At 64.1% G+C, this 23,266-nt stretch carries 26 protein-coding genes; 19 read left to right on the forward strand and 7 right to left on the reverse strand.

The genetic code is table 11. The features are described from left to right. Window positions 1-13: 13 nt before the first annotated feature. Complete coding sequence (gene pyrE / locus RFM98_RS28060; RefSeq protein WP_320214395.1) at window positions 14-592, forward strand: orotate phosphoribosyltransferase; 579 nt, start codon at window positions 14-16, stop codon at window positions 590-592. 13 nt (window positions 593-605) lie between these two features. Further along, entirely contained in the window at window positions 606-989 is a 384-nt protein-coding gene (locus RFM98_RS28065) for a VOC family protein (protein WP_320311810.1), read from the forward strand. On the opposite strand, the gene RFM98_RS28070 is transcribed toward RFM98_RS28065, so the two are convergent. Continuing rightward, window positions 967-1,497, reverse strand: coding sequence for a GNAT family N-acetyltransferase (locus tag RFM98_RS28070; protein WP_320311811.1), 531 nt, complete (start codon window positions 1,495-1,497; stop codon window positions 967-969). The genes RFM98_RS28065 and RFM98_RS28070 overlap by 23 nt on opposite strands. 209 nt (window positions 1,498-1,706) lie before the next feature. Here RFM98_RS28070 and RFM98_RS28075 point away from each other — a divergent pair, with 209 nt between their 5' ends. From RFM98_RS28075 to RFM98_RS28100, 6 genes are all read left to right on the forward strand, one after another. Then, entirely contained in the window at window positions 1,707-2,294 is a 588-nt protein-coding gene (locus RFM98_RS28075) for a DUF2062 domain-containing protein (protein WP_320311812.1), read from the forward strand. After that, complete coding sequence (acpS, locus tag RFM98_RS28080; protein ID WP_320311813.1) at window positions 2,291-2,704, forward strand: holo-ACP synthase; 414 nt, start codon at window positions 2,291-2,293, stop codon at window positions 2,702-2,704. Before RFM98_RS28075 ends, acpS begins: the two co-directional genes overlap by 4 nt. A 79-nt stretch (window positions 2,705-2,783) precedes the next feature. Beyond that, entirely contained in the window at window positions 2,784-3,533 is a 750-nt protein-coding gene (lepB, locus tag RFM98_RS28085) for a signal peptidase I (RefSeq protein WP_320311814.1), read from the forward strand. A 105-nt stretch (window positions 3,534-3,638) separates the two neighbouring features. Then, the gene (rnc, locus tag RFM98_RS28090; protein WP_320311815.1) at window positions 3,639-4,355 is read left to right on the forward strand and encodes a ribonuclease III; all 717 of its coding nucleotides are present in this window, start codon (window positions 3,639-3,641) and stop codon (window positions 4,353-4,355) included. Then, window positions 4,340-5,272: a GTPase Era gene (gene era, locus RFM98_RS28095; protein WP_320311816.1), complete on the forward strand. Its 933-nt coding sequence runs from the start codon at window positions 4,340-4,342 to the stop codon at window positions 5,270-5,272. Before rnc ends, era begins: the two co-directional genes overlap by 16 nt. 42 nt (window positions 5,273-5,314) lie before the next feature. Beyond that, the gene (locus RFM98_RS28100; RefSeq protein ID WP_320311817.1) at window positions 5,315-6,208 is read left to right on the forward strand and encodes an aminoglycoside phosphotransferase family protein; all 894 of its coding nucleotides are present in this window, start codon (window positions 5,315-5,317) and stop codon (window positions 6,206-6,208) included. 46 nt (window positions 6,209-6,254) lie between these two features. Here the strand turns inward: RFM98_RS28100 and RFM98_RS28105 are convergent, their stop codons facing one another. After that, on the reverse strand, window positions 6,255-6,419 hold the full coding sequence (locus tag RFM98_RS28105) for a type II toxin -antitoxin system TacA 1-like antitoxin (protein ID WP_320311818.1): 165 nt from the start codon (window positions 6,417-6,419) through the stop codon (window positions 6,255-6,257). A gap of 135 nt (window positions 6,420-6,554) precedes the next feature. Between RFM98_RS28105 and recO the strand changes: the two genes are divergently transcribed. Beyond that, window positions 6,555-7,313: a DNA repair protein RecO gene (gene recO / locus RFM98_RS28110; RefSeq protein WP_320311819.1), complete on the forward strand. Its 759-nt coding sequence runs from the start codon at window positions 6,555-6,557 to the stop codon at window positions 7,311-7,313. Between the two features lie 12 nt (window positions 7,314-7,325). Here the strand turns inward: recO and RFM98_RS28115 are convergent, their stop codons facing one another. Next, the gene (locus tag RFM98_RS28115) at window positions 7,326-7,790 is read right to left on the reverse strand and encodes an NUDIX hydrolase (RefSeq protein ID WP_320311820.1); all 465 of its coding nucleotides are present in this window, start codon (window positions 7,788-7,790) and stop codon (window positions 7,326-7,328) included. A gap of 351 nt (window positions 7,791-8,141) precedes the next feature. Here RFM98_RS28115 and RFM98_RS28120 point away from each other — a divergent pair, with 351 nt between their 5' ends. The 8 genes from RFM98_RS28120 (at window position 8,142) to RFM98_RS28155 (ending at window position 16,150) form a co-directional block, all read left to right on the forward strand. Next, window positions 8,142-10,895, forward strand: a complete 2,754-nt coding sequence (locus tag RFM98_RS28120) for a DUF2339 domain-containing protein (protein WP_320311821.1) — start codon at window positions 8,142-8,144, stop codon at window positions 10,893-10,895. 49 nt (window positions 10,896-10,944) lie between these two features. Continuing rightward, window positions 10,945-11,187, forward strand: coding sequence for a type II toxin-antitoxin system VapB family antitoxin (locus RFM98_RS28125; RefSeq protein WP_320311822.1), 243 nt, complete (start codon window positions 10,945-10,947; stop codon window positions 11,185-11,187). Beyond that, the gene (locus tag RFM98_RS28130) at window positions 11,187-11,600 is read left to right on the forward strand and encodes a type II toxin-antitoxin system VapC family toxin (RefSeq protein ID WP_320311823.1); all 414 of its coding nucleotides are present in this window, start codon (window positions 11,187-11,189) and stop codon (window positions 11,598-11,600) included. The genes RFM98_RS28125 and RFM98_RS28130 overlap by 1 nt, the downstream gene beginning before the upstream one ends. 159 nt (window positions 11,601-11,759) lie before the next feature. Then, entirely contained in the window at window positions 11,760-12,278 is a 519-nt protein-coding gene (locus tag RFM98_RS28135; RefSeq protein WP_320311824.1) for a sigma-70 family RNA polymerase sigma factor, read from the forward strand. Beyond that, the gene (locus RFM98_RS28140; RefSeq protein ID WP_320311825.1) at window positions 12,275-13,069 is read left to right on the forward strand and encodes an anti-sigma factor family protein; all 795 of its coding nucleotides are present in this window, start codon (window positions 12,275-12,277) and stop codon (window positions 13,067-13,069) included. Before RFM98_RS28135 ends, RFM98_RS28140 begins: the two co-directional genes overlap by 4 nt. Window positions 13,070-13,274: 205 nt before the next feature. Next, window positions 13,275-14,372 (forward strand): peptidase C39 family protein, encoded by a 1,098-nt coding sequence (locus RFM98_RS28145; protein ID WP_320311826.1) that lies wholly within the window; start codon window positions 13,275-13,277, stop codon window positions 14,370-14,372. Between the two features lie 4 nt (window positions 14,373-14,376). Further along, the gene (locus tag RFM98_RS28150; protein ID WP_320311827.1) at window positions 14,377-15,840 is read left to right on the forward strand and encodes a RimK family ATP-grasp domain-containing protein; all 1,464 of its coding nucleotides are present in this window, start codon (window positions 14,377-14,379) and stop codon (window positions 15,838-15,840) included. A 37-nt stretch (window positions 15,841-15,877) separates the two neighbouring features. Next, window positions 15,878-16,150 (forward strand): DUF3303 domain-containing protein, encoded by a 273-nt coding sequence (locus RFM98_RS28155; RefSeq protein ID WP_320311828.1) that lies wholly within the window; start codon window positions 15,878-15,880, stop codon window positions 16,148-16,150. A gap of 21 nt (window positions 16,151-16,171) precedes the next feature. Here RFM98_RS28155 and RFM98_RS28160 read toward each other — a convergent pair whose 3' ends face one another. Beyond that, entirely contained in the window at window positions 16,172-17,095 is a 924-nt protein-coding gene (locus RFM98_RS28160; protein ID WP_320311829.1) for a LysR substrate-binding domain-containing protein, read from the reverse strand. Between the two features lie 85 nt (window positions 17,096-17,180). Here RFM98_RS28160 and RFM98_RS28165 point away from each other — a divergent pair, with 85 nt between their 5' ends. Next, window positions 17,181-18,098 carry a fatty acid desaturase family protein gene (locus tag RFM98_RS28165; RefSeq protein WP_320311830.1) on the forward strand — a complete coding sequence of 306 codons (918 nt, stop codon included), beginning with the start codon at window positions 17,181-17,183 and terminating at the stop codon, window positions 18,096-18,098. A gap of 16 nt (window positions 18,099-18,114) precedes the next feature. Here RFM98_RS28165 and RFM98_RS28170 read toward each other — a convergent pair whose 3' ends face one another. Genes RFM98_RS28170 through ygfZ form a run of 3 tightly spaced genes read right to left on the reverse strand, consistent with a single transcriptional unit; the run spans window position 18,115 to window position 21,837 of the window. Further along, window positions 18,115-20,256, reverse strand: a complete 2,142-nt coding sequence (locus RFM98_RS28170; RefSeq protein WP_320311831.1) for an EAL domain-containing protein — start codon at window positions 20,254-20,256, stop codon at window positions 18,115-18,117. Between the two features lie 37 nt (window positions 20,257-20,293). Further along, window positions 20,294-20,959, reverse strand: a complete 666-nt coding sequence (locus RFM98_RS28175; protein ID WP_320311832.1) for a YfbR-like 5'-deoxynucleotidase — start codon at window positions 20,957-20,959, stop codon at window positions 20,294-20,296. Beyond that, window positions 20,959-21,837: a CAF17-like 4Fe-4S cluster assembly/insertion protein YgfZ gene (gene ygfZ, locus RFM98_RS28180; protein ID WP_320311833.1), complete on the reverse strand. Its 879-nt coding sequence runs from the start codon at window positions 21,835-21,837 to the stop codon at window positions 20,959-20,961. The genes RFM98_RS28175 and ygfZ overlap by 1 nt, the downstream gene beginning before the upstream one ends. A gap of 85 nt (window positions 21,838-21,922) precedes the next feature. Between ygfZ and RFM98_RS28185 the strand changes: the two genes are divergently transcribed. Beyond that, window positions 21,923-23,254 (forward strand): dihydroorotase, encoded by a 1,332-nt coding sequence (locus tag RFM98_RS28185; RefSeq protein WP_320311834.1) that lies wholly within the window; start codon window positions 21,923-21,925, stop codon window positions 23,252-23,254. Window positions 23,255-23,266 lie beyond the last annotated feature (12 nt).

Consider the following 23,266-nt stretch of genomic DNA (forward strand, 5'->3'; position numbering starts at 1 on the left):
GCATGGAGCAACAATGAACACCGACGAAGTGCTGGGCATTTTCCGCGAGGCCGGCGCCGTTCTCGAGGGTCATTTCATCCTGACGTCTGGCCTGCGCAGCCCGGTCTTCCTGCAGAAGGCGCGCGTCTTCATGCATGCCGACAAGACCGAGCGCCTGTGCAAGGCGCTGGCCGAGAAAATCCGCAAAGCGGTGCCGGGCAGGATCGACTATGTCGTCGGCCCGGCCATCGGCGGCCTGATACCGGCCTATGAAACCTCACGCCATCTCGGCGCGCCGGCGATCTGGGTCGAGCGGGAAGGGGGCGAATTCAGGCTCCGCCGCTTCGAGATCGCCAAGGGATCGCGCGTCGTGATCGTCGAGGACATCGTCACCACGGGACTCTCAATCCGCGAGACGATCGACTGCCTGCGCGAGCTCGGTGCCGAGGTGGTGGCGGCCGCCTGCATCATCGACCGCTCGGCCGGCAAGACCGATGTCGGCGTGCCGCTGATCGCGCTTGCCGAGTATGAAGTGCCCGCCTATCCCGCCGACCGCCTGCCGCCGGAACTTGCCGCCATTCCGCCCGTTAAGCCGGGAAGCCGCAACATCTGAGGTCTCACTAGATATGATCGCCGGCATCGACCATTTCGTGCTGACGGTCCGTTCGGTTGAAGCGACCTGCGATTTCTACCGGCGAGTGCTTGGCATGCGGCGCCTGGATGAGCCGAACCGGCCGACGGCGCTTGTGTTCGGCTCGCAGAAGATCAACTTGCACGAAGTCGGCCGCACTTTCGAGCCGAAGGCAAAGACGCCGACGCCGGGTTCCGGCGATTTCTGCCTCGTGGCGGCGGTGCCGCTTGCCGAAGTCCAGGCCAGCCTCGAAGCCAGCGGCGTGGCGATCGAAGTCGGACCGGTCCAACGCACCGGCGCGCGCGGCCCGATGATGTCGGTCTATTTCCGCGATCCGGACGACAATCTGGTCGAGGTCAGCGAGTATCCGCTCGGCTGAGATCGAGCTGCATGGCGCAGCGCTGGTCCGAAGCCATGCCATGCTCGGCCTCGTCGCTGAGCAGGCTTGCGAGCCGTTCTCCGATCCCGGCGCCTTCGAGGATGCGAAATCCGAACTTGCGATAGAAGGGCGCGTTCCACGCGACGGCGCGAAACGTGGTCAGCGTCACTGCCGCGAGGCCAAGCCGCTTGGCGTCCGCGATCGCCCGTTCAAGCAGAGCGCGGCCGATGCCCGAGCCTTGCCGGTCCAGGCGCACGTCCAACTCCCAGATATGCAGCGCATCGCCCTCGATCCCGGCGCTCAGGAATCCGACCGGCCGGTCCTGGTTGTCGGCGGCAACCCAGCAAGCGCCCCCGGCGATCAGCGCGCGGTGCCGTTCCGCGCTGACATTGTCTCCATCGGCGAGCCATGCCAGTTCCGGGATGGCGCGGAACGCCAGTCCGGCGGACTGCTCGATCTGCGGCAGTGCCTCGGCGTCCTCGACCCGCGCCGGTCTAATGATGATCATCGGCTCCGCATCCCGGTTGTTTTCCTCAGTTTCGCCAGAATGACGCTGTTGTTACACCTGCGGCAGACCATCGCGACGGCGTTTCGTTGTGATGCTGCCTGGCTATCGCTATATAAGTCTTGTTGCCTTGCTGCGCCCTCGAAGCGCAAGATAGTTTGGCGCGACCCGGTGGCAGGGGCAGCGCGTGTTGGACCGGGAACTGGAACAGAGTGCTTTTTCGACGCCGAGAGCCTGATGGCCTCCTGGAGCGGGTGCGTACTTATCTATGGCCGCGCCGCTCGTTCTCGCGTTCCGTGCAATATTTTTCCAAACGCATCCTGCGGCTGAAGGCGACGCCGCATTCGGTCGCCGCCGGCGTTGCCGCGGGCGTTTTTGCATCCTTCTTCCCGCTTGGCTTCCACTTCATTGTCGCCGCCGTGCTGTGCTGGATCATCGCAGGCAATCTGGTCGCGGCGGCACTTGGCGCCGTGTTCTTCGGCAATCCGCTGACCTTCCCGCTGCTGTGGGGCGCGTCCTGGGAAACCGGCAAGCTGCTCCTGCGTGAGCGCCTGCCGAAGCACGGGCCGCCCGAGCATCTCGGCGAAATGATGCACAAGCTTTCCTTCGCGAAGCTCTGGCACCCCGTTCTGGAGCCGATGCTGATCGGCGCGGTTCCGCTCGGCCTGATCTTCGGGCTCTTGTTTTATGGCGTCACGCGCTGGGGCATGACCGTGTTTCGTGAGCGGCGCAAGAAGCGCATGGCCGAGCGTGCCGAGAAGAAAGCGCGGCAAGGCGCACGGGAAGTGCCCGCGGAATGATCGTCGGCATCGGCAGCGACCTGATCGACATCAGACGCATCGAAAAATCGCTGGAGCGGCACGGCCGGCGCTTCATCCAGCGCATTTATACCGAGGTCGAACAGGCCAAGTCGGAAAGGCGTGCCGCCCGCGCCGCTTCCTATGCCAAGCGCTTCGCCGCCAAGGAGGCCTGCGCCAAGGCGCTGGGTACGGGCATGGCCGAGGGTGTATTCTGGCGCGATATGGGCGTGATCAACCTGCCGAGCGGCGCGCCGACCATGGCGCTGACCGGCGGCGCCGCGGCCAGGCTGGAGAAAATCCTGCCGAAAGGCCACCACGCGCTGATCCATCTCACCATCACCGATGATTTTCCGCTTGCTCAAGCCTTTGTGATCATCGAGGCAGTGCCCGCCGAACAAGCGCCACATTGATTCCCTCTGACCACTGGCGGCATGACGTTGCCCAGCGCGCGCCGAGACTCTATACCAACATCGCACAATCGAGGACGACATGAGCGTGGCTGAAAAATCGCAGAAGAAATCCGGCGGGCTTGGTGAAACCTTCTCCGTCATCATCCAGGCTCTGCTGCTCGCGCTCGTCATCCGCACGCTGCTCTTCCAGCCTTTCTCAATTCCGTCCGGCTCGATGCGGCCGACGCTGCTCGAAGGCGACTATCTCTTCGTCACCAAATGGGCCTACGGCTATTCGCGCTATTCGCTGCCGTTCGGTCCCGATCTCTTCTCCGGCCGCATCTGGGGCTCCGAGCCCAAGCGCGGCGACGTCGTGGTGTTCAAGTTCCCGCCGGACCCGTCGGTCGACTACATCAAGCGCGTCGTCGGTCTGCCCGGCGATAAGATCCAGATGAAGGATGGCCAGCTCTTCATCAATGACGTCGGCGTGCCGCGCGTGAAGACCGGCCAGATCGAAAATCCCGACATCACCGAAGTGCCTCAGCCGGTCGACGTCTATCGCGAGACGCTGCCCAACGGTGTCAGCTACGACACGCTCGACCTGACGCCGAATTCGATCGGCGACAGCACGCGCGAATGGACCGTGCCGGCCGGCCACTACTTCATGATGGGCGACAATCGCGACAATTCTTCCGACAGTCGCTTCAGCGTCGGTTTCGTGCCGGCCGAGAACCTGGTGGGCCGCGCCAATCTCATCTTCTTCTCGATCGCCGGCAAGGCGAGCCCGCTCGAGATCTGGAAGTGGCCGTCGCTGATGCGCGCCGGGCGCCTGTTCCAACTCGTCCATTAGATCAGGATGACGTTCCGTTGAATCGCCATCCTGATCTAACTTTTTGTGGGAGCTTGATGTTCTCCAAAAACCGGGTCCCCCTTTTCGGGATCAAGCTGTAAAGCCATGGCGGCTAGCAAGCGTTTGACCGCCGATGCCCTTGCCGAGGCGCTTGTCGAGCGTACCGGCCACGTCTTTGCCGACCGCCAGCGCCTGCAGCGCGCGCTGACCCACGCCAGCGCGCGTTCGACCCATGCCGGCATCGATTACGAGCGTTTCGAGTTCCTGGGCGACCGTGTTCTCGGCCTTATCGTTGCCGACATGCTGCTCGCGGCCTTTCCCGATGCCGCCGAGGGCGAGCTTTCGCTGCGTCTCAACGCGCTGGTCAATGCCGAGGCGCTGTCCGAAATCGCCGAGGAGATCAGCCTGCCGGAACTGGTCCGTGCCGGCTCCGACGTGCGCAACCTCGAAGGCCGCAAGCGCACCAATCTGCGCGCCGATGCGCTGGAATCGCTGATTGCCGTGCTTTACCTGGATGGTGGCCTTGAGACTGCCCGCGCGTTCATCCACCGCTACTGGCTACCGCGCTCGCAGGCGATAGGTGCTGCGCGGCGCGACGCCAAGACCGAATTGCAGGAATGGGCGCACCAGGCAGCCGCCGGCGCCGTGCCGGCCTACCGGATCGACGGCCGCGAGGGACCGGACCACGACCCGCTGTTCACCGTCAGCGTCAAGGTCGGCTCTTTTGCTCCGGCGACCGGCAGCGGCCGTTCCAAACGTGAGGCCGAGCAGGCCGCGGCGGCTACTCTTTTGCTGCGCGAGGGCGTATGGAGCGCGGCATGACCGCAAACCAATCTCCCGAGATCCCCAACACCCGCTCCGGTTTCGTCGCGCTGATCGGCGCGCCCAATGCCGGCAAGTCGACGCTGGTCAACCAGTTGGTCGGCGCCAAGGTATCGATCGTCACCCACAAGGTGCAGACCACCCGCGCCATCGTGCGCGGCATCGCCACGCATGACAACGCGCAGATCGTCTTCGTCGACACGCCGGGCATCTTCAAGCCGAAGCGGCGACTGGACACGGCGATGGTGACGACCGCCTGGGGCGGCGCCAAGGATGCCGATGTCGTGGTGCTGCTGATCGATGCCGAGCGCGGCATCAGGGGCGATGCCGATGCCATCCTCGCCCGGCTGAAGGACGTGCGGCAGCCGATGTTGCTGGTCCTCAACAAGGTCGACCGCGTCAAGCCCGAGGCGCTTCTTGCACTGGCTGCGACCGCGAATGAACGCGTGCCGTTCAAGCGCACTTTCATGGTGTCGGCGCTGACCGGCTCCGGCTGCAAGGACCTGCTCGACTATCTCGCCGAGACGCTTCCCGCCGGCCCCTGGTACTATCCGGAAGACCAGATCTCCGACCTGCCGATGCGCCAGCTCGCGGCCGAGATCACGCGCGAGAAGCTTTATCTGAGGCTCCATCAGGAGCTTCCCTATTCCTCCCATATCGAAACCGAGAAATGGGAAGAGAAGAAGGACGGCTCGGTCCGCATCGAGCAGGTCATCTATGTCGAGCGCGACAGCCAGAAGAAGATCGTGCTCGGCCACAAGGGCGAGACGATCCGCGCCATCGGCCAGGCCGCGCGGATGGAAATCGCCGGCATCCTGGAGCAGAAGGTGCACCTCTTCCTGTTCGTGAAGGTGCGCGAGAACTGGGGCGACGACCCCGAGCGCTACCGCGAGATGGGGCTGGAATTTCCCCATTGATGCCTGTCGCCCAAAAGCGCGAAGCGGCTTTGGGACGACGACATGAATGACCCGCAACCGACCATCGATACCGGTCTCGTTCGCCGGCTGGTCGAAACGCAGTTTCCGCAATGGCGGCATCTGCCGGTCAGCCCGGTCGCTTTCGGCGGCTGGGACAACCGCACCTTCCATCTGGGCGACGAGATGACGGTCAGGCTGCCGAGCGCGGCCGCCTATTCGCTGCAGGTCGAGAAGGAGCAGCGCTGGCTGCCGAAACTCGCGCCGCTGCTGCCGCTGCCCATTCCGACGCCGCTCGCCATGGGCGAGCCGGCGGCGGACTATCCTTGGCATTGGTCCGTCTATCACTGGATCGAGGGTGAGACGGCCAGGACCGCGCCCATCGCCGATCCCGTCTCCTTCGCGGTCTCGCTCGCCGATTTCCTCGTCGCGCTGCGAGGTGTCGATGCGACGGATGGACCCGCGTCCGGCCGGCATAATTTCCACCGTGGCGGACCGCTGACCGTCTATGATGACCAGGCAAGGCAAGCGATCACCGCGCTGGAAGGCCGGATCGACGCCCGGGCCGCGACCACCGTCTGGGAAGCAGCGCTTGCCGCGACCTGGCATGGATCATCGGTCTGGTTCCATGGCGATGTCGCCTCGGGCAATCTCCTGGTCGAAGACGGCCGCCTGAGCGCCGTCATCGATTTTGGTACCTCCGGCGTCGGCGACCCGTCCTGCGATCTGGCGATCGCCTGGACCTTCTTCGAAGGCAAAAGCCGCGAGGCTTTCCGAACTCGTATCGCCGTCGATGACGCGACCTGGGCGCGCGGCCGCGGCTGGGCGCTGTGGAAGGCGCTGATCACCGTCGCCGGCCACGACGCCAACCAGGCGGAGGCCGAAAGGCAGCGTCATGTCATCGATGAGGTGCTTGCCGACCATCGGAAATGGGCGTGATGCGGATCACAACAGTCCCTTTGCTAGCGAGACAATTCCGATACCGTCACAACGTGCAAGGAAGAGCCGCGATCGCAGCCTGTAGCTTATCGTTGGGCCGTGGAGGATGCTCCAGCAATTTGAGGATTTGCTCGAAATCGCGCTCAGACACTTTGATTGCTTCAGTCGCCTTGTCGAAGAAATCAGTTTTGTTGGTGGTTTGCTCGGGCATGAATGGCTCCTGGCGTCAGCAACATATACCTTATGAGCACAAGAGGCAGTAACTAGCTCGTGCGATGACGGTTCCAAAGGGCCTATTCGGCAGCCAATCTTGATTTCGCCGCGCAACGGGTGAAAAGCTCGGCTCATGGAATGGCGCGACGAGGGAATCGTTCTCGGCACTCGCAAGCATGGCGAAACCAGCGCCATCCTCGAGGTGATGACGCGTGCCCATGGCCGCCATCTCGGTCTTGTGCGGGGAGGGCGCTCGCGCAGGCAGCAGCCGGTGCTGCAGCCCGGCAACCGCGTCGACCTTCTGTGGCGGGCGCGGCTCGACGAGCATCTTGGCATCTTCCAGGCCGAGGCGATCGAGATGAACGCGGCGCGGCTGATGGACAGCGCGGTCGCCGTGTACGGCCTGCAGACCATGGCCGCGCATCTCAGGCTCCTGCCCGAGCGCGATGCCCATGGCGGCCTCTACGAGGCGCTTGCCGTGATGATCTCCCATCTGGGCGATGCCGATGCGGCGGGCGAGCTGGTGGCGCGCTTCGAGCTGCTCATCCTCGACGAGCTGGGCTTCGGCCTCGACCTCAGCCAATGCGCGGCGACCGGCACCAGGCAGGATCTCATCTATGTCTCGCCGAAATCCGGGCGTGCCGTCTCGCGCGGAGCCGGCGCCCCCTGGCATGACAAGATGCTGGCGCTGCCCGCCTTCCTGCAACGCGGCTCCGGCCTGCGCGCCGACGCAGTAGCACTCGAGGACGCCTTCCGGCTGAGCGGTTTCTTCTTCACCCGCCATGTCTACGAGCCGCGCGGCCTCGAGCCGCCCGACGCCCGCGCCGGCTTCCTGGCCGCGTTGCGCCGGCATCATGCGGCGACGAAAGCGATTGCCGGTGAATCAGGGTAGCAGGAAAGGCGCTTAATCCGCTCCTCGCCGTTCCAGGAAATCGTCGAGCATGGCCAACTGGCCTTTCAGGATCTTGAGGCCGGCTTCGGGCACTGAAAACCAGCCGGCTCGATCTACCTCGGGAAACGCCTTCATGCTTCCCGATTTCGGCGGCCACTCCATGGTGAACATGTTGCTCTTGATGGCATTTGCGTCGACATCGGCCTCGACGCTCCACGCCACCACGATCTTGCCGCCAGGCTGCTTGTAGCTGCCGAGCGGCTGGAAGTCGCCGTCGATGGCGACGCCGAGCTCTTCCTCAGCCTCCCGTTTGGCGGCTTCGAGCTCATCCTCGTTGTCGTCGATCAGTCCCTTCGGGATGGACCACGCGCCCTCATCCTTTCGCGCCCAGAACGGTCCGCCTGGGTGGACGAGAAGGAATTCGAACACACCGGCAGTGCGCCTGTGGATCAGCAGGCCGGCACTTCGCTGCGGCATCGGTCACCTCACGGCATTTCCTTCGGCCGCACGAGAATAGCACGAGTATTGCGTGGTCGAAGTCACGCGATCTCATCGGCAAACGCGGACGGCGCCGGCGGCCCGGTATTGGATAAACCGGCAAGTTGCTGGCATTCGGCCACGAAACATGCTCGATCTTGTCAGTGCATGTCGCCCAAAAGTGCGCAGCGGTTTTGGGAGAACGACATGCACCAAGACAATGACTAAAGGCGCGTCGCCTGAATCCGTTTCGGCGCGACGCGCCTTTAGTCGGCAAGACGCTGATTTGGACCAGCCGTCTCATTGCCGCATTTGTTGGCCACGACTGGTCTGGTTTTGAGGGAAACCGCCATGTTTTTCAGCCTGATTGCCATTGCCGCGGTCATCGCTCTTTTCGTCATTGTTTCACGACAACAGAACCGCATCGCGCTGGTCGAGCGCGAATTGGGCGCGCTGCGCAGCCTGGTTCTGTCCGGCGCGGTGCTGCCCGCGTCCAAGGCTGCAGAAAGCGCTTCAAGCGAGGAAGTACCGACTGCGGCTATCGCCACCGAACCTGCGGCTCAGGACGCTGCTGTCGCCGAGCCAGCCGCAGTGAAGACCGATAGCGCTGATGCCGAGGTCGTGGTCGGGCCGTGGAAAGGCGAGGCGGGCAAGAATGGCGCGAAGGAGCCCGAAAAAGCCGAACCCGCTGACACGGCCGCGCCCGCCGGAACGGCGGTGCCCGCAAAGGCGGCGCGCCAGACCGACGTCGAAATGGCGCTGGGCACGCGCTGGGCGGTCTGGGTCGGCGGCATTGCGCTGGCGCTCGGTGGCCTGTTCCTGCTCCACTACACCATCGAGGCCGGCATTTTCGGCCCCGGCGTACGCCTCACCATGGCCGGCATCCTCGGCCTGGCGCTGATTGCCGGCGCCGAATTCATCCGCCGCACCGGCTTCAAGGTGCCGGTGCAGGGCGCGGCCGGCGCCTATATTCCCGCCATCCTCACGGCCGCCGGCGCCTTCATCCTGTTTGGCACGGTCTACGCGGCGCATGGCGTCTATGGCTTCATCGGTCCGGCGACGGCCTTCGCGCTGCTTGGCGTCATCGGCGTCGCGACCATCGGCGCTTCGCTCGTGCATGGCATGGCGCTGGCCGGCATCGGCCTCGTCGGCGCCATGGTCACGCCGGCGCTGGTCGCCTCGCAGGCGCCCAATCCCTGGGCGCTGTTCGTTTATCTGGCGATCGTGCTTGCGGCGACCACGGCAACCGCCCGCATCCGTGACTGGAAGGCGCTCGTGGCAGCGGCTTTCGCCGGCACCGGCATCTGGACCGTTCTTTACATGGTCGACGCGCCGGACGTGAACCTCGCCGCCGTGCTGTTCATCAGCCTGGCCACGCTGGCCGTGCTGGCTTTCGTCTGGCTCGCCGGCCGCGACGCAGCGGCGCGCGGCTTCGACTGGCCATCGATCGTGCCCGGCTTCTTCATCGCCGTGAGCGCGATGGGCCTGTCCGTCGATCCGGCTTTCGCCGGCGCCGGCGATGCCTTGCACGGCGCGGTCCTCCTGGCCGCGCTGGTCGCGGTGGCGCTCTACCAGCCGCGCGCGCTTCCGCTCGTCTTTGCCGCCGGCATCGCGACCGTGCTGATCTATCTCGGCATCATCCCGCCCGCGACGATCGGGGCGGACGCGCTCGATGTCGGGCTGGACGCTCAGCCCCTGGCGTCGTCCGACACGCTGACTTTCCGCATCGGCATCGCGCTTGGCCTGATCTTCCTCGCCGCCGGTTTCTGGGCGGCACGCCGCTTCGCGGCCACTGCTCCGGTGCGCGCGGCTTGCTGGGCGGCCTGGGGTGTCGTTGCTCCGCTGGTGGTGCTCCTGGCGCTGTGGCTGACCTTCGGCGATATCGACCGGGACTTCGGCTACGCGCTGCCGGCGCTGTTGCTGATGCTCGCCTTTGCCGCCGGGGGCGAATGGATCGCGGGTGCCGAGCAGCCGCCGCTGGCCGGCGGCCCGGCCGTGTCGTTCGCGCTCGGCGGCGCCGGCGTCGCCGGCCTCCTGATGCTGCACATGGCCTTCGGTTCGGGCTGGACGACCGTGCTGCTCGCCGCCGCTGCGATCGTGCCGGCGCTGGCCACGCGCTGGCGGTCTTACCCCGTGCTGGGCTGGATCGCGGTTGGCGCGGCGGTCGCCGTGCTTGGTCGTGTCGCCTTCGATCCGACCATCGTCGGCGCGGCGTTTCTGTCCAGGACGCCGGTCTTCAACTGGCTGCTGCCGGGCTATGGCGTGCCGGCGCTCGCCTTCGGCTTCGCCGCCTGGCAACTCGCCCGCACCAGCAACGGCCGGCCGCGCCTTGCCATGGAGGCGACCTCGGCGCTGTTCGCGCTGCTCACCATTGCCATGCTGGTGCGCCACGCCATGCATGGCGGCGTCATCGACACCGGCACGGTGACGCTTGCCGAACAGGCGATCTACACGCTGATCGCACTTGGCGCCGGCGCCATCCTGGTCGCCATCGACATGCGCTCGCCAAGCTCGGTTCTGCGCTATGGCTCGATGGCTGCCGGCGTGGTCTCGGCCGGCTTGATCGCCGTTCAGCATTTCGTGGTGCTGAACCCGCTGCTGACGGATGAATCGACCGGCACGATCCCGGTCTTCAACCTCCTGTTGCTCGCCTATCTGCTGCCGGCGATCGCCGCCGGCGCGCTGGCGCTCTATGTCCGCGATAAGCGTCCGCGATGGTATGCGGCGATGCTGGCGCTGATCGCCTCGCTGCTTGCCTTCGCCTATGCGACGCTGTCGGTGCGCCGCCTGTTCAAGGGCGAGTTCATCGCCTTGTGGAGCGGGCTTGGCCAGCTTGAGACCTACACTTATTCGGCACTCTGGCTGGTCATCGGCGTGGCGCTGCTCACCGCCGGCGTCTGGCTGAAATCGCAGGTGCTGCGCATCGCGTCCGCGGTGCTGATCGCGGTCGCGGTGGTGAAGGTCTTCCTCTTCGACATGTCGGAGCTGGAAGGCGTGCTGCGCGCGCTGTCCTTCATTGGCCTGGGCGCCGTGCTTATCGGCATCGGCCTGTTCTATCAGCGCCTGCTGACGCGAGCGGCGAGGGAGGTCAAGGAGATTTCTTGAAAGAATATCCAATATGGGATATCTAGAATATTCACAAAAGGATATTCGCATGCCTCTCTACATACGTGACGATGAAGTGGATGCGTTGGCCGCCAAATTGCAGCGCGAGACAAACGCGCCGAGCAAGACTGAAGCGGTGCGGACAGCTCTTATTCACGAACTGGAACGCAATCGTGCCAAGGTGCCGCTGCGCGATCGGATTGTGAGGCTTCAGACGGAGGCGAAGAAGATCGGTCTGCCCAATCCCGATTTCGATATGAAGAAATTCACTGACGAGATGTGGGAAGACTGATGTTTGTCGACGCTTCGGTGATCGTCGCCATTCTGAACCAGGAATCGGGCTGGGAGGAATTGTCCAAACAACTCTCCGGACCTGTCGACTTCTACGTCTCTGCAATGGTCCGTTTTGAAGCGACGCAAGCTCTGGCGCGAGCCGGCGCAGGTTCGCGCAAGCCGACCGCTGAAGCGCTCCTCAAAGCTCGCGATCTGGTGGATCAACTCATTGTGGAAATTGGCGGAGAAAACATGTCGATCGGCGACGAGAGCGGTTCACGCGCTATCGATGCCAGCGCTCGTTATGGCAAGGCCGTTGGTCATCAAGCTGACCTGAACTTGGGTGACTGTTTTGCTTATGCTTGCGCGAAAGCACTCGGTATTCCCTTGCTCTACAAGGGCAATGATTTCCTGCTGACGGATTTGAGATAGTTCGGCTTTCTCGTCGATTGCCGGGAATAAAACCGACCGCGCCATCGTTATCTGCGTGCTTGGGTAACCGCAGCGGTTGGGCCGCTTAGCGCTGACTGCTTGCACCGCGCCGGGAAGGCGCGTTCTATCGGATGGAAAGCGACCTCGAAACAAGCGGTCATGGACGACAAGAAGGCAGCGATCCTGAGCGAAATACCGCGGCTGCGGCGCTATGCGCGCTCGCTGCTGCGCGACCGCGATTCCGCCGACGACCTTGTCCAGGATTGCCTGGAGCGGGCGCTTGTGCGGCTCGACAACTGGCAGACTGGAGAAAGCCCCCGGAGGTGGCTGTTTACGATCATGCATCACTTGTTCATCGACCAGATGCGCAAGGTCAACCGGCGCGGCGAGGCGGCGATGCTGCCTCTCGAAGCCGGTGAAGCCCAGTCCGCGCCCGCCGATCAGGTCGAAAGCATCGCCTCGCGCGAGATCATGGATGCCTTGCAGGCGATCAGCCCCGATCGCCGCGCGGCATTGGTGGTGGTCGCCATCGAGGGCTTTTCCTATGCCGAGGCCGCCAATATCCTTGGCGTGCCGGCCGGCACGCTGATGTCGCGCATCGCGCGCGGCCGCGAGGAATTGCGAGGCCTGCTCGACGACTCATCGCGCCGCCGCTCGATAAGGATCATCGAGAAATGACCCGCCGCGATTTTTCCGAACGCGATATCCATATGGCCCTCGACGGCGAATTGCCGGGCGAGGAGCGCATCGCCTACGAGGCCTGGCTCGAGGCCAATCCCGAGATGAAAGCGAGGTCGGCGCGCTACATTGCCGACCGCGCCGCCATGCGCGCCGCCTTGGCCGGCGTGATGGACGAGCCGGTGCCCGCGAGGCTGCGGCAGGCAGTGTTTGGTGAAGCACCTGCAAAGACATCGGCCTGGCGCTCGCGTTGGTGGCTCTCGGCCGCGGCTGCCGTGGTGCTCGCCGTTGGCGGGCTCGGCGGCTATGTCGCCGGCATCGACAGCGTCGGCCGTGGCGGCGACGGCGACGACCAGCTCGCCGAACAGGCGATCGCCGCCCATGTCATCTACGCCGCCGAGAAGCGTCATGCCGTCGAGGTCCCGGCGAGCGACAGGGATCATCTGCAGACCTGGCTGTCGAACCGCGTCGGGCTGAAGCTGGTTGCGCCCGACCTGGCGGCCGAGGGCTTTGAGCTGGTCGGCGGCCGGCTGCTGCCGGCCGGTGATCAGGGCAAGGCGGCGATGCTGCTCTACGAGGACGCCAAGGGCGAGCGAATTTCGCTCTTCGTCACCGCCGAGTCGTCCGCGACATCCAAGGGCACCTATACGGCCGAGGGGGGCGGACCGGAGGCTGTCTACTGGCTCGACAAGGGCTACGCTTGCGCCGTCGTCGGCTCGTTGCCGCCGGAGCGATTGTCGGATGTCGCAAAGAGCGCTTATGGCCAGCTTCTGGCCGGCATATCGAGCTGAACCGGCTGCGTTTTTCGCGGCCGGCAGTCCTTTGAACAGCAACTCTGTTCAAACACTTCGGCCTTTTCTGCAGCGGCGGAACTGTCACAATTCGGCCCTAATCAAGGAGCGATAGCGCTTGATGAATGCTGGCGCTTCGGCCAGTATTTGCGACGCATCCACCGGGGCCGTTTCCACAACCCAATCGAGGTTCTCCCAAGCCCGCATGCCTGCCGAGATTCGAAAGGCCCGCGCGTCAGACGTCGATGACCTGGCCGCCATCGAGAAGGCTGTCTTTCCAGGCGACAGGCTCTCGCGCCGCTCCTTCCGTCAGTTCATCGAACGCGAGACCGCCGAGATGCTGGTGGCCGAGAACGAGGGCCGAGTCGCCGGCTATGCGGTGGTGCTGTTTCGCAAGGGCAGCGGCGTCGCGCGGCTCTATTCCATCGCTGTCGGTCCCTTCTTCGGTCGGCTCGGTATCGGCCGCCTTCTGCTGGCGGCTGCCGAGGAAGCGGCCTTCGAGCACGACCGGCTGTTGCTGCGCCTTGAAGTGCGCGAGGACAATGATCGCGCCATCCGTATCTACGAGCAGGCCGGCTATCGAAAACTAGGCCGGGAGGCCGACTATTACGAGGATGGCGCGACGGCGCTGCGCTACGAAAAGACGCTGCGCGGCGACACGCCGACGGCGACCAAGGTGCCGTTTTACCAGCAGACCTGCGAGTTCACCTGCGGACCATGCTGTCTGATGATGGCGATGGCCAATTTCGACCGTGGCTTCGTGCCGGACCCGGTCATGGAAATCCGCCTGTGGCGCGAGGCCACCACCGTGTTCATGATGTCGGGGCCGGGCGGCTGCGAGCCGTTCGGCCTGGCGGTCTCCGGCTACGAGAGCGGGCTTGCCGCCGAAATATTCGTCTCCTTTTACGGCGCGCTGTTCCTGCAGTCGGTGCGCAGCCAGGACAAGCGCCGGGTAATGGAGCTCGCCCAGGTCGATTTCCGCCGCCGCGCCGAACTTTACGGCATCCCTGTCAATTACCGCCCGTTCGGCATCGGCGACATCCGTGACGCTCTGGCCGAGGGCAAGCTGGTGGTGGTGCTGATCAGCGGCTTCCTGATGTTCGGCAAGAAGGTGCCGCACTGGGTGCTGGCCATCGGCGACGATGGCGACCATATCCTGATCCACGACCCCTGGGTCGAGGACGAAAGGCAGGAAACGATCCTCGATGCCGCGAACATTCCGGTGCCCTACGATATTTTCATGAACATGGCGCAGTTCGGCTGCGACGGCTTGCGCGCCGCCATCACTCTGGGAAAACGCTGAGACAATGACCTGGGTCATCTTAACAGGCAGGCAGAACGATCTCGATCAGGTGGCCACACCCCACAAGATCATCACCAACCGCGACTATCTCGCGCATCCGGCGCTGTTCCGCGGCCAGCGGCCGAAGGTGATCAACCTGTCGAACAATTATGGCTATCAGAGCCGCGGCTACTACGCCTCGCTGCTTGCCGGCTCGCGCGGCCACAGGGTGATCCCGACCGTCGAGACCATGATCGACCTTTCGGAGCGCAAGCTCTACGAGCACGCGCTGCCCGAGCTCGAGCTTGCACTCAACAAATGCCGCAAGGACCTCGGCGGGACTTTCCCAGCGAAGGTCGCGATCTTCTTCGGCATCGGTCCGTCGAAAATATGGGACCGTTTCGCCAAGCTGTTGTTCGACTGGTTCCGTGCGCCGGCGCTTGAGGTCCATATCAAGGACAGCGCCGAATGGGCCTCGATCCGCAAGATCGGTTTCCTGCCGCTCGCCCGCATGACCGAGGACGAGGACGAGTTCTTCCTGCAATGCCTGGACACCTACACCAATCGCGAATGGCGCGACACCAAGGGCCGCACGCCGGCGCGCTATACGTTTGCGACGCTGGTCGATCCGCATGAGGAATTGCCGCCGTCGGAGATTTCCTCGCTGCGCTATTGGGCGAGGATCGCCGAGAAGATGGGCGTCGAAGTCGAGCCGATCACCAGGAAGGATCTCGCCAAGCTCGCCAATTACGACGCGCTGTTCATCCGCGAGACCACGTCGATCTCCAACCATACCTACCGCTTCGCGCGCCGCGCCCAGCAGGAGGGCATGCCGGTGATCGACGATCCGCTGTCGATGATCCGCTGCACCAACAAGGTCTATCTCAACGAGCTGATGACCTACAACAAGGTGCCGGTGCCGCCGACGGTGATGATCGCCGGCACGTCCGACTTCGAGGTGGCGGCGCAGACGCTTGGCTTTCCGCTGGTGTTGAAGATCCCGGATTCGTCCTTCTCGCGCGGCGTCAAGAAATGCGAGAACATGATTGAGCTGACCAAGCTCGCGACCGAGTGGCTGGAAGATTCCGATCTCTTGATCGCGCAGAAATTCATCCCGACCGAATATGACTGGCGCGTCGGCGTGCTCGGCGGCCAGCCGCTGTTTGCCGTGCATTATCTGATGGCGAAGAAGCACTGGCAGATCGTCAACCACAAGGCCAGCGGCAAGCCCGACCAGGGCGGGATCAAGACGTTCACGCTGAAGCAGACGCCGCCGCATGTCGTCGAGACGGCGGTCCGGGCGGCAAAGTGCATCGGCGACGGCCTCTACGGCGTCGACCTCAAGGAGACCAAGGACGGGGTCTTCGTCATTGAAGTCAACGACAATCCCAATCTCGACCATGGCTGGGAGGATTCCGGCGAGAAGGACGAGCTGTGGGTGCGGTTGACGCAGTGGTTCCTGGAACGCCTGGAGCGACCGGATAAGTAGCGGCCGGAAAAGTAACCGTCTGATTTGAGGCAAGAGAATGCTGTTTTTCGTGATCGAGGATTTTCACGGCGCCGACCGCAAGGAAATCTACCGCCGCTTCCGCGATAAGGGCCGCCTGAAGCCCGACGAGCTTGTCGTGCATCACAGCTGGATCGCCGGCGACATGAGCCGCTGCTTCATGCTGGTGGAATCAGATGATGCGACGGTGCTGCAGCGCTGGGTCATCGAATGGGCGGATTTGGTCGAGTTCGAGATCGTTCCCGTGGCCAGCAGCAAGGACATGGTCGCGGCCCTGGCCGGGCACCTCTGAACGCCCATGCTTTGCTGGCCGTCAGACTGACGGCGTGACCAGCGCCGGCGATCCGACCGCGCGCACGCATTCCCCGACCAGCCATTCCCGGAACGCGCCCACGACATCGCGCCTTGCGCTGCGTTCCGGGATCGTCAGGCAATAGGGCTGGCGCAACGCCAGCGATCGGGCAGCAGGCCGGACCAGCCGGCCATCCTCCAGCGCCTGGGCGCAATAGATGCCCTGCGCCAGCGCCACGCCCAGTCCTGAAATGGCGAGATCGAGCGCTGCTCGCGACGAATTGGCCGAAAGGCCGCGCTGTGCCATGCGGCCCGGCTCGCTTCCCGCAGCCTCGAACCAGTTGCGCCAGGATGGAAAGGACGCCCCGGTCGGCCCCCAATCGGTATGAATGAGCGGCAGGCCGGCAAGGCTGTCGGATTTGATCGCGCCGGCGAGCCTTGGCGCGCAGACCGGATAGACGGCGTCCCTGACGATCTCCTCGGTCGGATGCTCCCGATAATGAGGACCATAAGAGAGGCGGATGTCGATCAATTCATGTTCGAACGGCACCGGATCGTCGTCGCCTCTAAGCGAAATGTCGGCGGCGCCATGGCCGGCGATGAAGCCGGCGAGGCGCTCCGAAAGCCAGCCCATCGCCATCGAGGGCGGCACCGAAACGATCAGCCGTGGCCGGAAAGCATCGCCGCCGATATCGCGCGCGACACTGCCGATTTCCCGGAAGGCCATGCTGAGCCTCGGCAGCATCTCCACCCCGGCCTCGGTAAGCACCGCGCGCCGGTTGACCCGGTGGAACAGTTTTCGCCCCATCTGTTCCTCGACGGTGCGGATAAGCTGGCTGACGGCCGCGGCCGAAACCGACAGCTCCTCCGCGGCGGCCGCAAAGCTGCCTGTCCGCGCTGCCGCTTCGAAGGCTTGAAGTCCGCGCAAGGAGGGAAGGGCGACCATTAGGATTCCAATAGATAAGGTAGCCTTATCTTTTTTGCAGAAATCATCGTTTTTCGAAAGGTTTCTTTCTGGGTATCGTAGCTTCATGAACGCATTCGACCACGACGCAACCGTCGACCATCGCTACGTGATAGCCTCGCTGACGAATGAGGAGCGCGGCCGGCTGACCGGAAAATCGGACGGGCCGGGCCTTTTCCAGCTCGCTCTCCACCTCGGGGCGATCATTGTTCTCGGCGCGCTGATCGCGGCACAAGTGCCGTTCTGGCCACTCCTGATGCTGCCACAGGGCGTCCTGATCGTGTTCCTGTTCACGTTGCTGCATGAGACCGTGCACAGGACGGCGTTCGAAACGCAGTGGCTGAACGATATGGTCGCGCGTTTCTGCAGCCTGGCGATCGCGCTGCCCGCCGACTGGTTCCGCTATTTCCACTTCGCCCATCACCGCTTCACCCAGGACCCTGAAAACGATCCGGAGCTGGCTTTCCCGAAGCCCGAAACCTTGCGGCAATACCTCGTCCACGTCTCCGGGCTGCCGGTGTGGCGGGGCAATTTCAAGACGCTCTACACCAATGCGACTGGTGGCTGCCGGGACAGTTACGTGCCGCCGAAGGGCATGCCGAAAGTGAAGGCCGAGGCGCGGGCGATGATCGCCTTCTATGGCGTCGTGCTGGCGCTTGCCGTCTGGTTCAAGGCATCGGTGCTGCTCTATGTCTGGATCGTGCCGGCGCTGCTTGGCCAGCCGTTCCTGCGGCTTTATCTGCTGGCCGAGCATGGCCGTTGTCCCTTTGTCGCCAACATGCTGGAAAACACCCGCACGACGCTGACCAACTGGTTCGTGCGCAAGCTCGCCTGGAACATGCCTTATCATGCCGAGCACCACGCCTATCCCGGCGTGCCGTTCCATCAACTGCCGGAATTCCACCGGCTGATCGAGCGGCATCTCAAGGTGGTCGAGCCAGGCTATATGAGCTTCCACGAGAAATACATCGGGACGCTGCGTTGATTAACGAGGTTCGACGTCAGCCCGATTGGCGCAGCAGCGCCTGCGCGCGCAGCAGCCGGCCCATGTGGGACGCCTTGGTCGGCACGCCGATCAGATAGCCTTGCGCCTCGCCGCAGCCGGCTTTGCGCAGCATGTCGAGCTGCGCCTCGGTTTCGACGCCTTCAGCGGTGACGGTGATGCCGAGCTCCGCGCCAAGCCCGATCACGGTGCGCACGATCGCCGCGGTGTCGCGCTTGTCGAGATCGCGGATGAAGGAGCGGTCGATCTTGATCTTGTCGACGGGGAAGCGTCGGAGATAGCCGAGCGAGGAATAGCCGGTGCCGAAATCATCGAGCGCGATGCGCACGCCGAGGCCGCGCAACTGTCTGAGCGTCTTCAGCACCGCATCGCTTTCGTCCATCATCACCGTTTCGGTGATTTCGAGCTCCAGGCCGCTGGCCGGCAGGCCGGAAAAGGCAAGCGCCGAGATCACGCCGCGGGCGAAGCCGCCGCTCTTGATCTGCGCGGCCGAGACGTTGACGGCCATGCGCATGTCCCGAGGCCAGTTCGCAGCCACATTGCAAGCCTTGCGCAACGCCCAGTCACCGAGCTGCACGATCAATCCGGTTTCCTCGGCGACGGCGATGAAGTTTTCCGGCGAGACCAGGCCGCGCGACGGCGAGCGCCAGCGCATCAGGGCTTCCGCGCCGACGATTTTGCCGGAGCCGATGTTGAGGATCGGCTGGAAATCGAGCTCGAATTCGCGCTTGGAGAGTGCTGTGTCGAGATCGACTTCAAGCGCACGGCGCTCCCGCATCAGGGCATCCATGCCCGGCTCGAAGAAGCGGTAGACATTGCGTCCTTCGCTCTTGCCCCGGTAGAGCGCCATGTCGGCATTGGTGAGCAGCGTGTCGGCATCGTGGCCGTCGCCGGGATAGAGCGCGATGCCGAGGCTGACGCCCACATGCATTTCGCGCCCCTTGTCGCGATAGGGTTTGCCGACGATCTCGACGATGCGCTTGGCGAGCTTTTCGGCGTCGGCGACGCTCTTGATGCCGAACTGTATGATAGCGAACTCGTCGCCGCCGAAGCGGGCCACCATGTCCTTGCTGCTGCGCACGGAGTGCTGCAACCGCTTGGCAACGCATTTCAGCAGCCAGTCTCCGGCCGGGTGGCCGAACGTGTCGTTGACGGCCTTGAAGCGGTCGAGGTCGAGCGAGAAGATCGCCAGCGGCTGGGCCTTGGCCTCGCCAAGCGCGTGGTCCAGCCGTTCGCGAAACATCGAGCGGTTGGGCAGATTGGTCAGCGTGTCGTGATGCGCAAGATGCGTCATGCGCTCTTCGGCGCGCCGGCGCTCGGTGACATCCTCGAAGGTCGCCACCCACCCGCCGCCGGCGAGTGGCCGCCGCAAGACGAAGAGCGTTCGGCCGTCGACCAATTCGCGATAGCTGGAATGTGACTGGCCGGCCTCCAGCCTGACTTTGGTTTTTGCGACTTCAACGTCGATTTCGAGTGGCGCGAAGATGCCGAGACGGATGAGTTTCCCCAGCATCTGGCGATGTGTCATGCCAAGCGTGAAGTCCGACGCTTTGGCGTTGCACAGATCCAGAAAGCGCTGGTTGCGCACGATCAGGCGGCCCTTGGCGCTGTACATCAGCAGGCCTTGCGACATGTTGGCCAAAGCGGCGTCGAAGCGGCGATGTTGCTCTTTCAACTCCGCCTCGGCGCGCCGTTGCTCAGTCACATCCTGGTAGATCGAAACCCAGCCGCCGACGGCGATCGGCCGATGCGAGATGACGATGATGCGCCCGTCCGACAGAACTTCCTCGTAGGTCGAAGGCTTGGCCCCGTCGATGTAAGGCTTGCGGATTGCGTAGAGCTCGGCGGCGCTCTGCGAGGCGATGCCGATGTCGACGCTGTGCTGCAAGACGTCGAAGAAACGAATGCCAGGCTTCACCACTTTGGCGTCAAGGCTGAAGATGTCGATGTAGTTACGGTTGCAGATGATCACCCGCTCATCGGCGTCGAACATGCACAGCCCATGCGACATGTTCTCGACGGCCGCCGCGAAGCGCTCGTTTTGGGCCCGCAATTCTTCCGCTATTCGTCGCACCGGACCAATGCCGGCCGCCTTCCGCCTGCCGGCAGCCGAACCAGTCTTGACATGTGCGTCAGGCATGAGCACGCCTTCGGACCGAGACCGAACGCATACTGTCCTAGTCCCGGGTTAATTTAGCGTTCTTTCGTGGGGTTGAAATCACGGCAAGCGAAAACTGGCGCTTGGCTTCCAGCGACTTGAAACGCTTGAGGAAAGCCGTTTGCGCCCAGGTGACGGATTTTGGCGAGAAGTCAAAGCGGTCGGCGGAGAAGCCGCGCGGCCGGCCGAAATACTCGGTCGCTTCCGCCGTCGAAAAGCCGGCCAGCAGCGTCGCCTCGTAATAGGCGGCGATCTGGTCGGCACGCTTGATGTCCTTACGCAAGGAGGCGTCAAGCTCCGCCGGCAATGAGAAACGCAGATGGATGGCGTGCTGCAGGCGCAGCTCGCAATCCTTGTAGGAGCCGCCCATCACCGATTTGAACGGCGAGATCATGTCGCCGATGACATATTCGGGCGCGTCGTGCAGCAGGGCGGCGAGCCGCGCCTCGGCTGTAGCTTCCGGCGCCAGCTCGCCATAGAGCGCCTCGACCAGCAGCGAGTGCTGCGCGACGGAGAAAGCATGGTCGCCGCTGGTCTGGCCGTTCCAGCGGGCGACGCGGGCAAGGCCGTGCGCGATGTCGGCAATCTCGATGTCGAGCGGCGATGGGTCGAGCAGGTCGAGCCGACGGCCCGAAAGCATGCGTTGCCAGGCGCGCGGCGGCGCGCCGGCCCGGTCGGCCGCCATCAGGCCTCCTCCGCGCTGGCCGCGTCCTGCGGGTAGGTGAATTTCGCCCAGTGCGGGATGGCAAGCATGATTGGCGTCTCGCCGGCCCTGATCGAATCGTGAGCGTCGATCGCCGCCTTGACGCGGTCGATACGTACGATGGCCAGACCGCGCCCGTCGTTTGACGAACCCAGCGTGCCGACCGGCCGACCGTTGACCGTCACCTCCGTGCCGGCCGGGGGTAGCGGACCGGCGGCGACGGCGATCAGGACACGGCGTCTGGCGGTGCCGCGATGCTGCATGCGCGAGACGACCTCCTGGCCAATATAGCAGCCCTTCTTGAAGCCGACTCCGCCGGTTTCGTCGAGCAGCACATCATGCGGGAAGGCGTCGCCAAGCTGGTAGTCGCTGCCGCTTTCGGCAATGCCGTGGGCGATGCGAATTTTTTGCCAGGTATTTGGATCGCCACCGTCCTTTGTCTCGCCGCCATAGGTGCGGCTGATCGCAATGTCGCGAAAACGTGTGTCGGCAAGCGCCGTTGAATCAGCCCCGATTGAATCGAAATGTGAAGCGGCTGAATCATCGCCCCATGCGACCGTGACAAGCGCCTGATCCTGCTTGGCAATATCGGCCTTGGCCCTTAGCCGGTAAAGCATCAGCCGGCGCACGAAATCGTCGGCGATGTCGGCCCGGCATTCCAACTGGAAGCCGTTGTCGCCGGTGCGCGAGATCAGGAAATCGAACAGGATCTTGCCTTGTGGCGCCAACAGCGCGCCGGGCTTTGCCTCGCCCGGCCCGAGCGTGTCCAGATCGGTGGTGAGGATGTTCTGCAGGAAATGCTCGGCATCGGGGCCTGACACGGAAATGAGCGCGCGGTCCTTGATTTGGGTAAAGGGCATGAGCGTGAAATCGGCCTGATCTTGCAAAACGTTCGGTCATTACGTAAGCCGGCCACACTCCCCCCGCAAGAGATTGGACCTGCCCATGGCAACCACCTTCGACCTCACCCTGACACGCGGCACGGTGGTCAACCATGACGGCGAGGGTTTTCGCGACATTGGCGTCAAGGATGGCCGCATCGCGGCAATCGGCGATCTTAGCCAGGCCTCGGCCGGCGAAACCATCGATTGCAAGGGTCTGCATATCCTGCCGGGCGTTATCGACAGCCAGGTGCATTTCCGCGAACCGGGCCTGGAGCACAAGGAAGATCTGGAAACCGGCTCCCGCGCCGCCGTGCTGGGCGGCGTCACCGCCGTCTTCGAAATGCCCAACACCAATCCGCTGACCATCAGCGAGGCGGCGCTCGCCGACAAGGTGCGCCGCGCCACCGGCCGCATGCATTGCGACTTCGCCTTCTGGGTCGGCGGCACGCGCGACAATGCCGGCGATGTCGGCGAATTGGAACGGCTGCCGGGAGCGGCCGGCATAAAAGTGTTCATGGGTTCGTCCACCGGCGACCTTCTGGTCGAGGACGATGAAGGCGTCGCCTCGATCCTGCGCAACACCCGCCGCCGCTCGGCTTTCCATTCGGAGGACGAATTCCGTCTGCGCGAACGGCTCGGCGAACGCATCGAGGGCGATCCGTCGTCGCATCCCGTCTGGCGCGACGAGGTCGCGGCATTGCGCTGCACGGAGCGCCTGGTGCGCATCGCCAGGCAGACACGCGCGCGCATCCATGTGCTGCATATATCGACGGCCGAGGAGATCGTCTTCCTCGAACAGCACAAGGATGTCGCGACCTGCGAGGCCACCCCGCACCACCTGACGCTGACGGCCGACGACTATGCGCGGCTGGGCACGCTGATCCAGATGAATCCGCCGGTGCGCGCAGCCCGCCACCGCGACGGCGTCTGGCACGGCATTTCCCAAGGCATCGTCGATGTTCTGGGGTCCGACCATGCGCCGCATACGTTGGCCGAGAAGGCAAAGACCTATCCGGCCTCGCCGTCCGGCATGACCGGCGTGCAGACCCTGGTGCCGATCATGCTCGACCATGTCAACGCCGGCCGGCTCTCGCTGCAGCGCTTCGTCGACCTTTCCAGCCACGGCCCGCAGCGGATTTTCGGCATGGCCAGAAAAGGCCGCATCGCCGCCGGCTACGACGCCGATTTCACCGTCGTCGACATGAAGCGGCGCGAGACCATCACCAACGCGCAGGCCGGCTCCAAGGCCGGCTGGACGCCTTATGACGGCAGGCAGGTCACCGGCTGGCCGGTCGGCACCATCGTGCGCGGCACGCGCGTCATGTGGGAAGGTGAGATCGCGACACCTGGCCAGGGCAGGGCGGTGGAGTTTTCCGAGGCGCTGCCGGCCTAACCTGCCAAAATT

This window comes from Mesorhizobium australafricanum (genome assembly GCF_033977265.1).
Lineage (GTDB): Bacteria > Pseudomonadota > Alphaproteobacteria > Rhizobiales > Rhizobiaceae > Mesorhizobium > Mesorhizobium australafricanum.

Coding starts and splice junctions, on each gene's coding strand:
- rnc (WP_320311815.1), top strand. CDS start 3,639: ATGGCGGCTAGCAAGCGTTTGACCGCCGATGCCCTTGCCGAGGCGCTT.
- RFM98_RS28140 (WP_320311825.1), top strand. CDS start 12,275: ATGACCCGCCGCGATTTTTCCGAACGCGATATCCATATGGCCCTCGAC.
- RFM98_RS28165 (WP_320311830.1), top strand. CDS start 17,181: ATGAACGCATTCGACCACGACGCAACCGTCGACCATCGCTACGTGATA.
- RFM98_RS28105 (WP_320311818.1), bottom strand. CDS start 6,419: ATGCCCGAGCAAACCACCAACAAAACTGATTTCTTCGACAAGGCGACT.
- RFM98_RS28070 (WP_320311811.1), bottom strand. CDS start 1,497: ATGATCATCATTAGACCGGCGCGGGTCGAGGACGCCGAGGCACTGCCG.
- RFM98_RS28160 (WP_320311829.1), bottom strand. CDS start 17,095: ATGGTCGCCCTTCCCTCCTTGCGCGGACTTCAAGCCTTCGAAGCGGCA.
- pyrE (WP_320214395.1), top strand. CDS start 14: ATGAACACCGACGAAGTGCTGGGCATTTTCCGCGAGGCCGGCGCCGTT.
- RFM98_RS28175 (WP_320311832.1), bottom strand. CDS start 20,959: ATGGCGGCCGACCGGGCCGGCGCGCCGCCGCGCGCCTGGCAACGCATG.
- lepB (WP_320311814.1), top strand. CDS start 2,784: ATGAGCGTGGCTGAAAAATCGCAGAAGAAATCCGGCGGGCTTGGTGAA.
- RFM98_RS28170 (WP_320311831.1), bottom strand. CDS start 20,256: ATGCCTGACGCACATGTCAAGACTGGTTCGGCTGCCGGCAGGCGGAAG.
- RFM98_RS28185 (WP_320311834.1), top strand. CDS start 21,923: ATGGCAACCACCTTCGACCTCACCCTGACACGCGGCACGGTGGTCAAC.
- RFM98_RS28150 (WP_320311827.1), top strand. CDS start 14,377: ATGACCTGGGTCATCTTAACAGGCAGGCAGAACGATCTCGATCAGGTG.
- recO (WP_320311819.1), top strand. CDS start 6,555: ATGGAATGGCGCGACGAGGGAATCGTTCTCGGCACTCGCAAGCATGGC.
- RFM98_RS28135 (WP_320311824.1), top strand. CDS start 11,760: ATGGACGACAAGAAGGCAGCGATCCTGAGCGAAATACCGCGGCTGCGG.
- RFM98_RS28115 (WP_320311820.1), bottom strand. CDS start 7,790: ATGCCGCAGCGAAGTGCCGGCCTGCTGATCCACAGGCGCACTGCCGGT.
- era (WP_320311816.1), top strand. CDS start 4,340: ATGGAGCGCGGCATGACCGCAAACCAATCTCCCGAGATCCCCAACACC.
- acpS (WP_320311813.1), top strand. CDS start 2,291: ATGATCGTCGGCATCGGCAGCGACCTGATCGACATCAGACGCATCGAA.
- RFM98_RS28125 (WP_320311822.1), top strand. CDS start 10,945: ATGCCTCTCTACATACGTGACGATGAAGTGGATGCGTTGGCCGCCAAA.
- RFM98_RS28100 (WP_320311817.1), top strand. CDS start 5,315: ATGAATGACCCGCAACCGACCATCGATACCGGTCTCGTTCGCCGGCTG.
- RFM98_RS28120 (WP_320311821.1), top strand. CDS start 8,142: ATGTTTTTCAGCCTGATTGCCATTGCCGCGGTCATCGCTCTTTTCGTC.
- RFM98_RS28155 (WP_320311828.1), top strand. CDS start 15,878: ATGCTGTTTTTCGTGATCGAGGATTTTCACGGCGCCGACCGCAAGGAA.
- RFM98_RS28145 (WP_320311826.1), top strand. CDS start 13,275: ATGCCTGCCGAGATTCGAAAGGCCCGCGCGTCAGACGTCGATGACCTG.
- RFM98_RS28065 (WP_320311810.1), top strand. CDS start 606: ATGATCGCCGGCATCGACCATTTCGTGCTGACGGTCCGTTCGGTTGAA.
- ygfZ (WP_320311833.1), bottom strand. CDS start 21,837: ATGCCCTTTACCCAAATCAAGGACCGCGCGCTCATTTCCGTGTCAGGC.
- RFM98_RS28130 (WP_320311823.1), top strand. CDS start 11,187: ATGTTTGTCGACGCTTCGGTGATCGTCGCCATTCTGAACCAGGAATCG.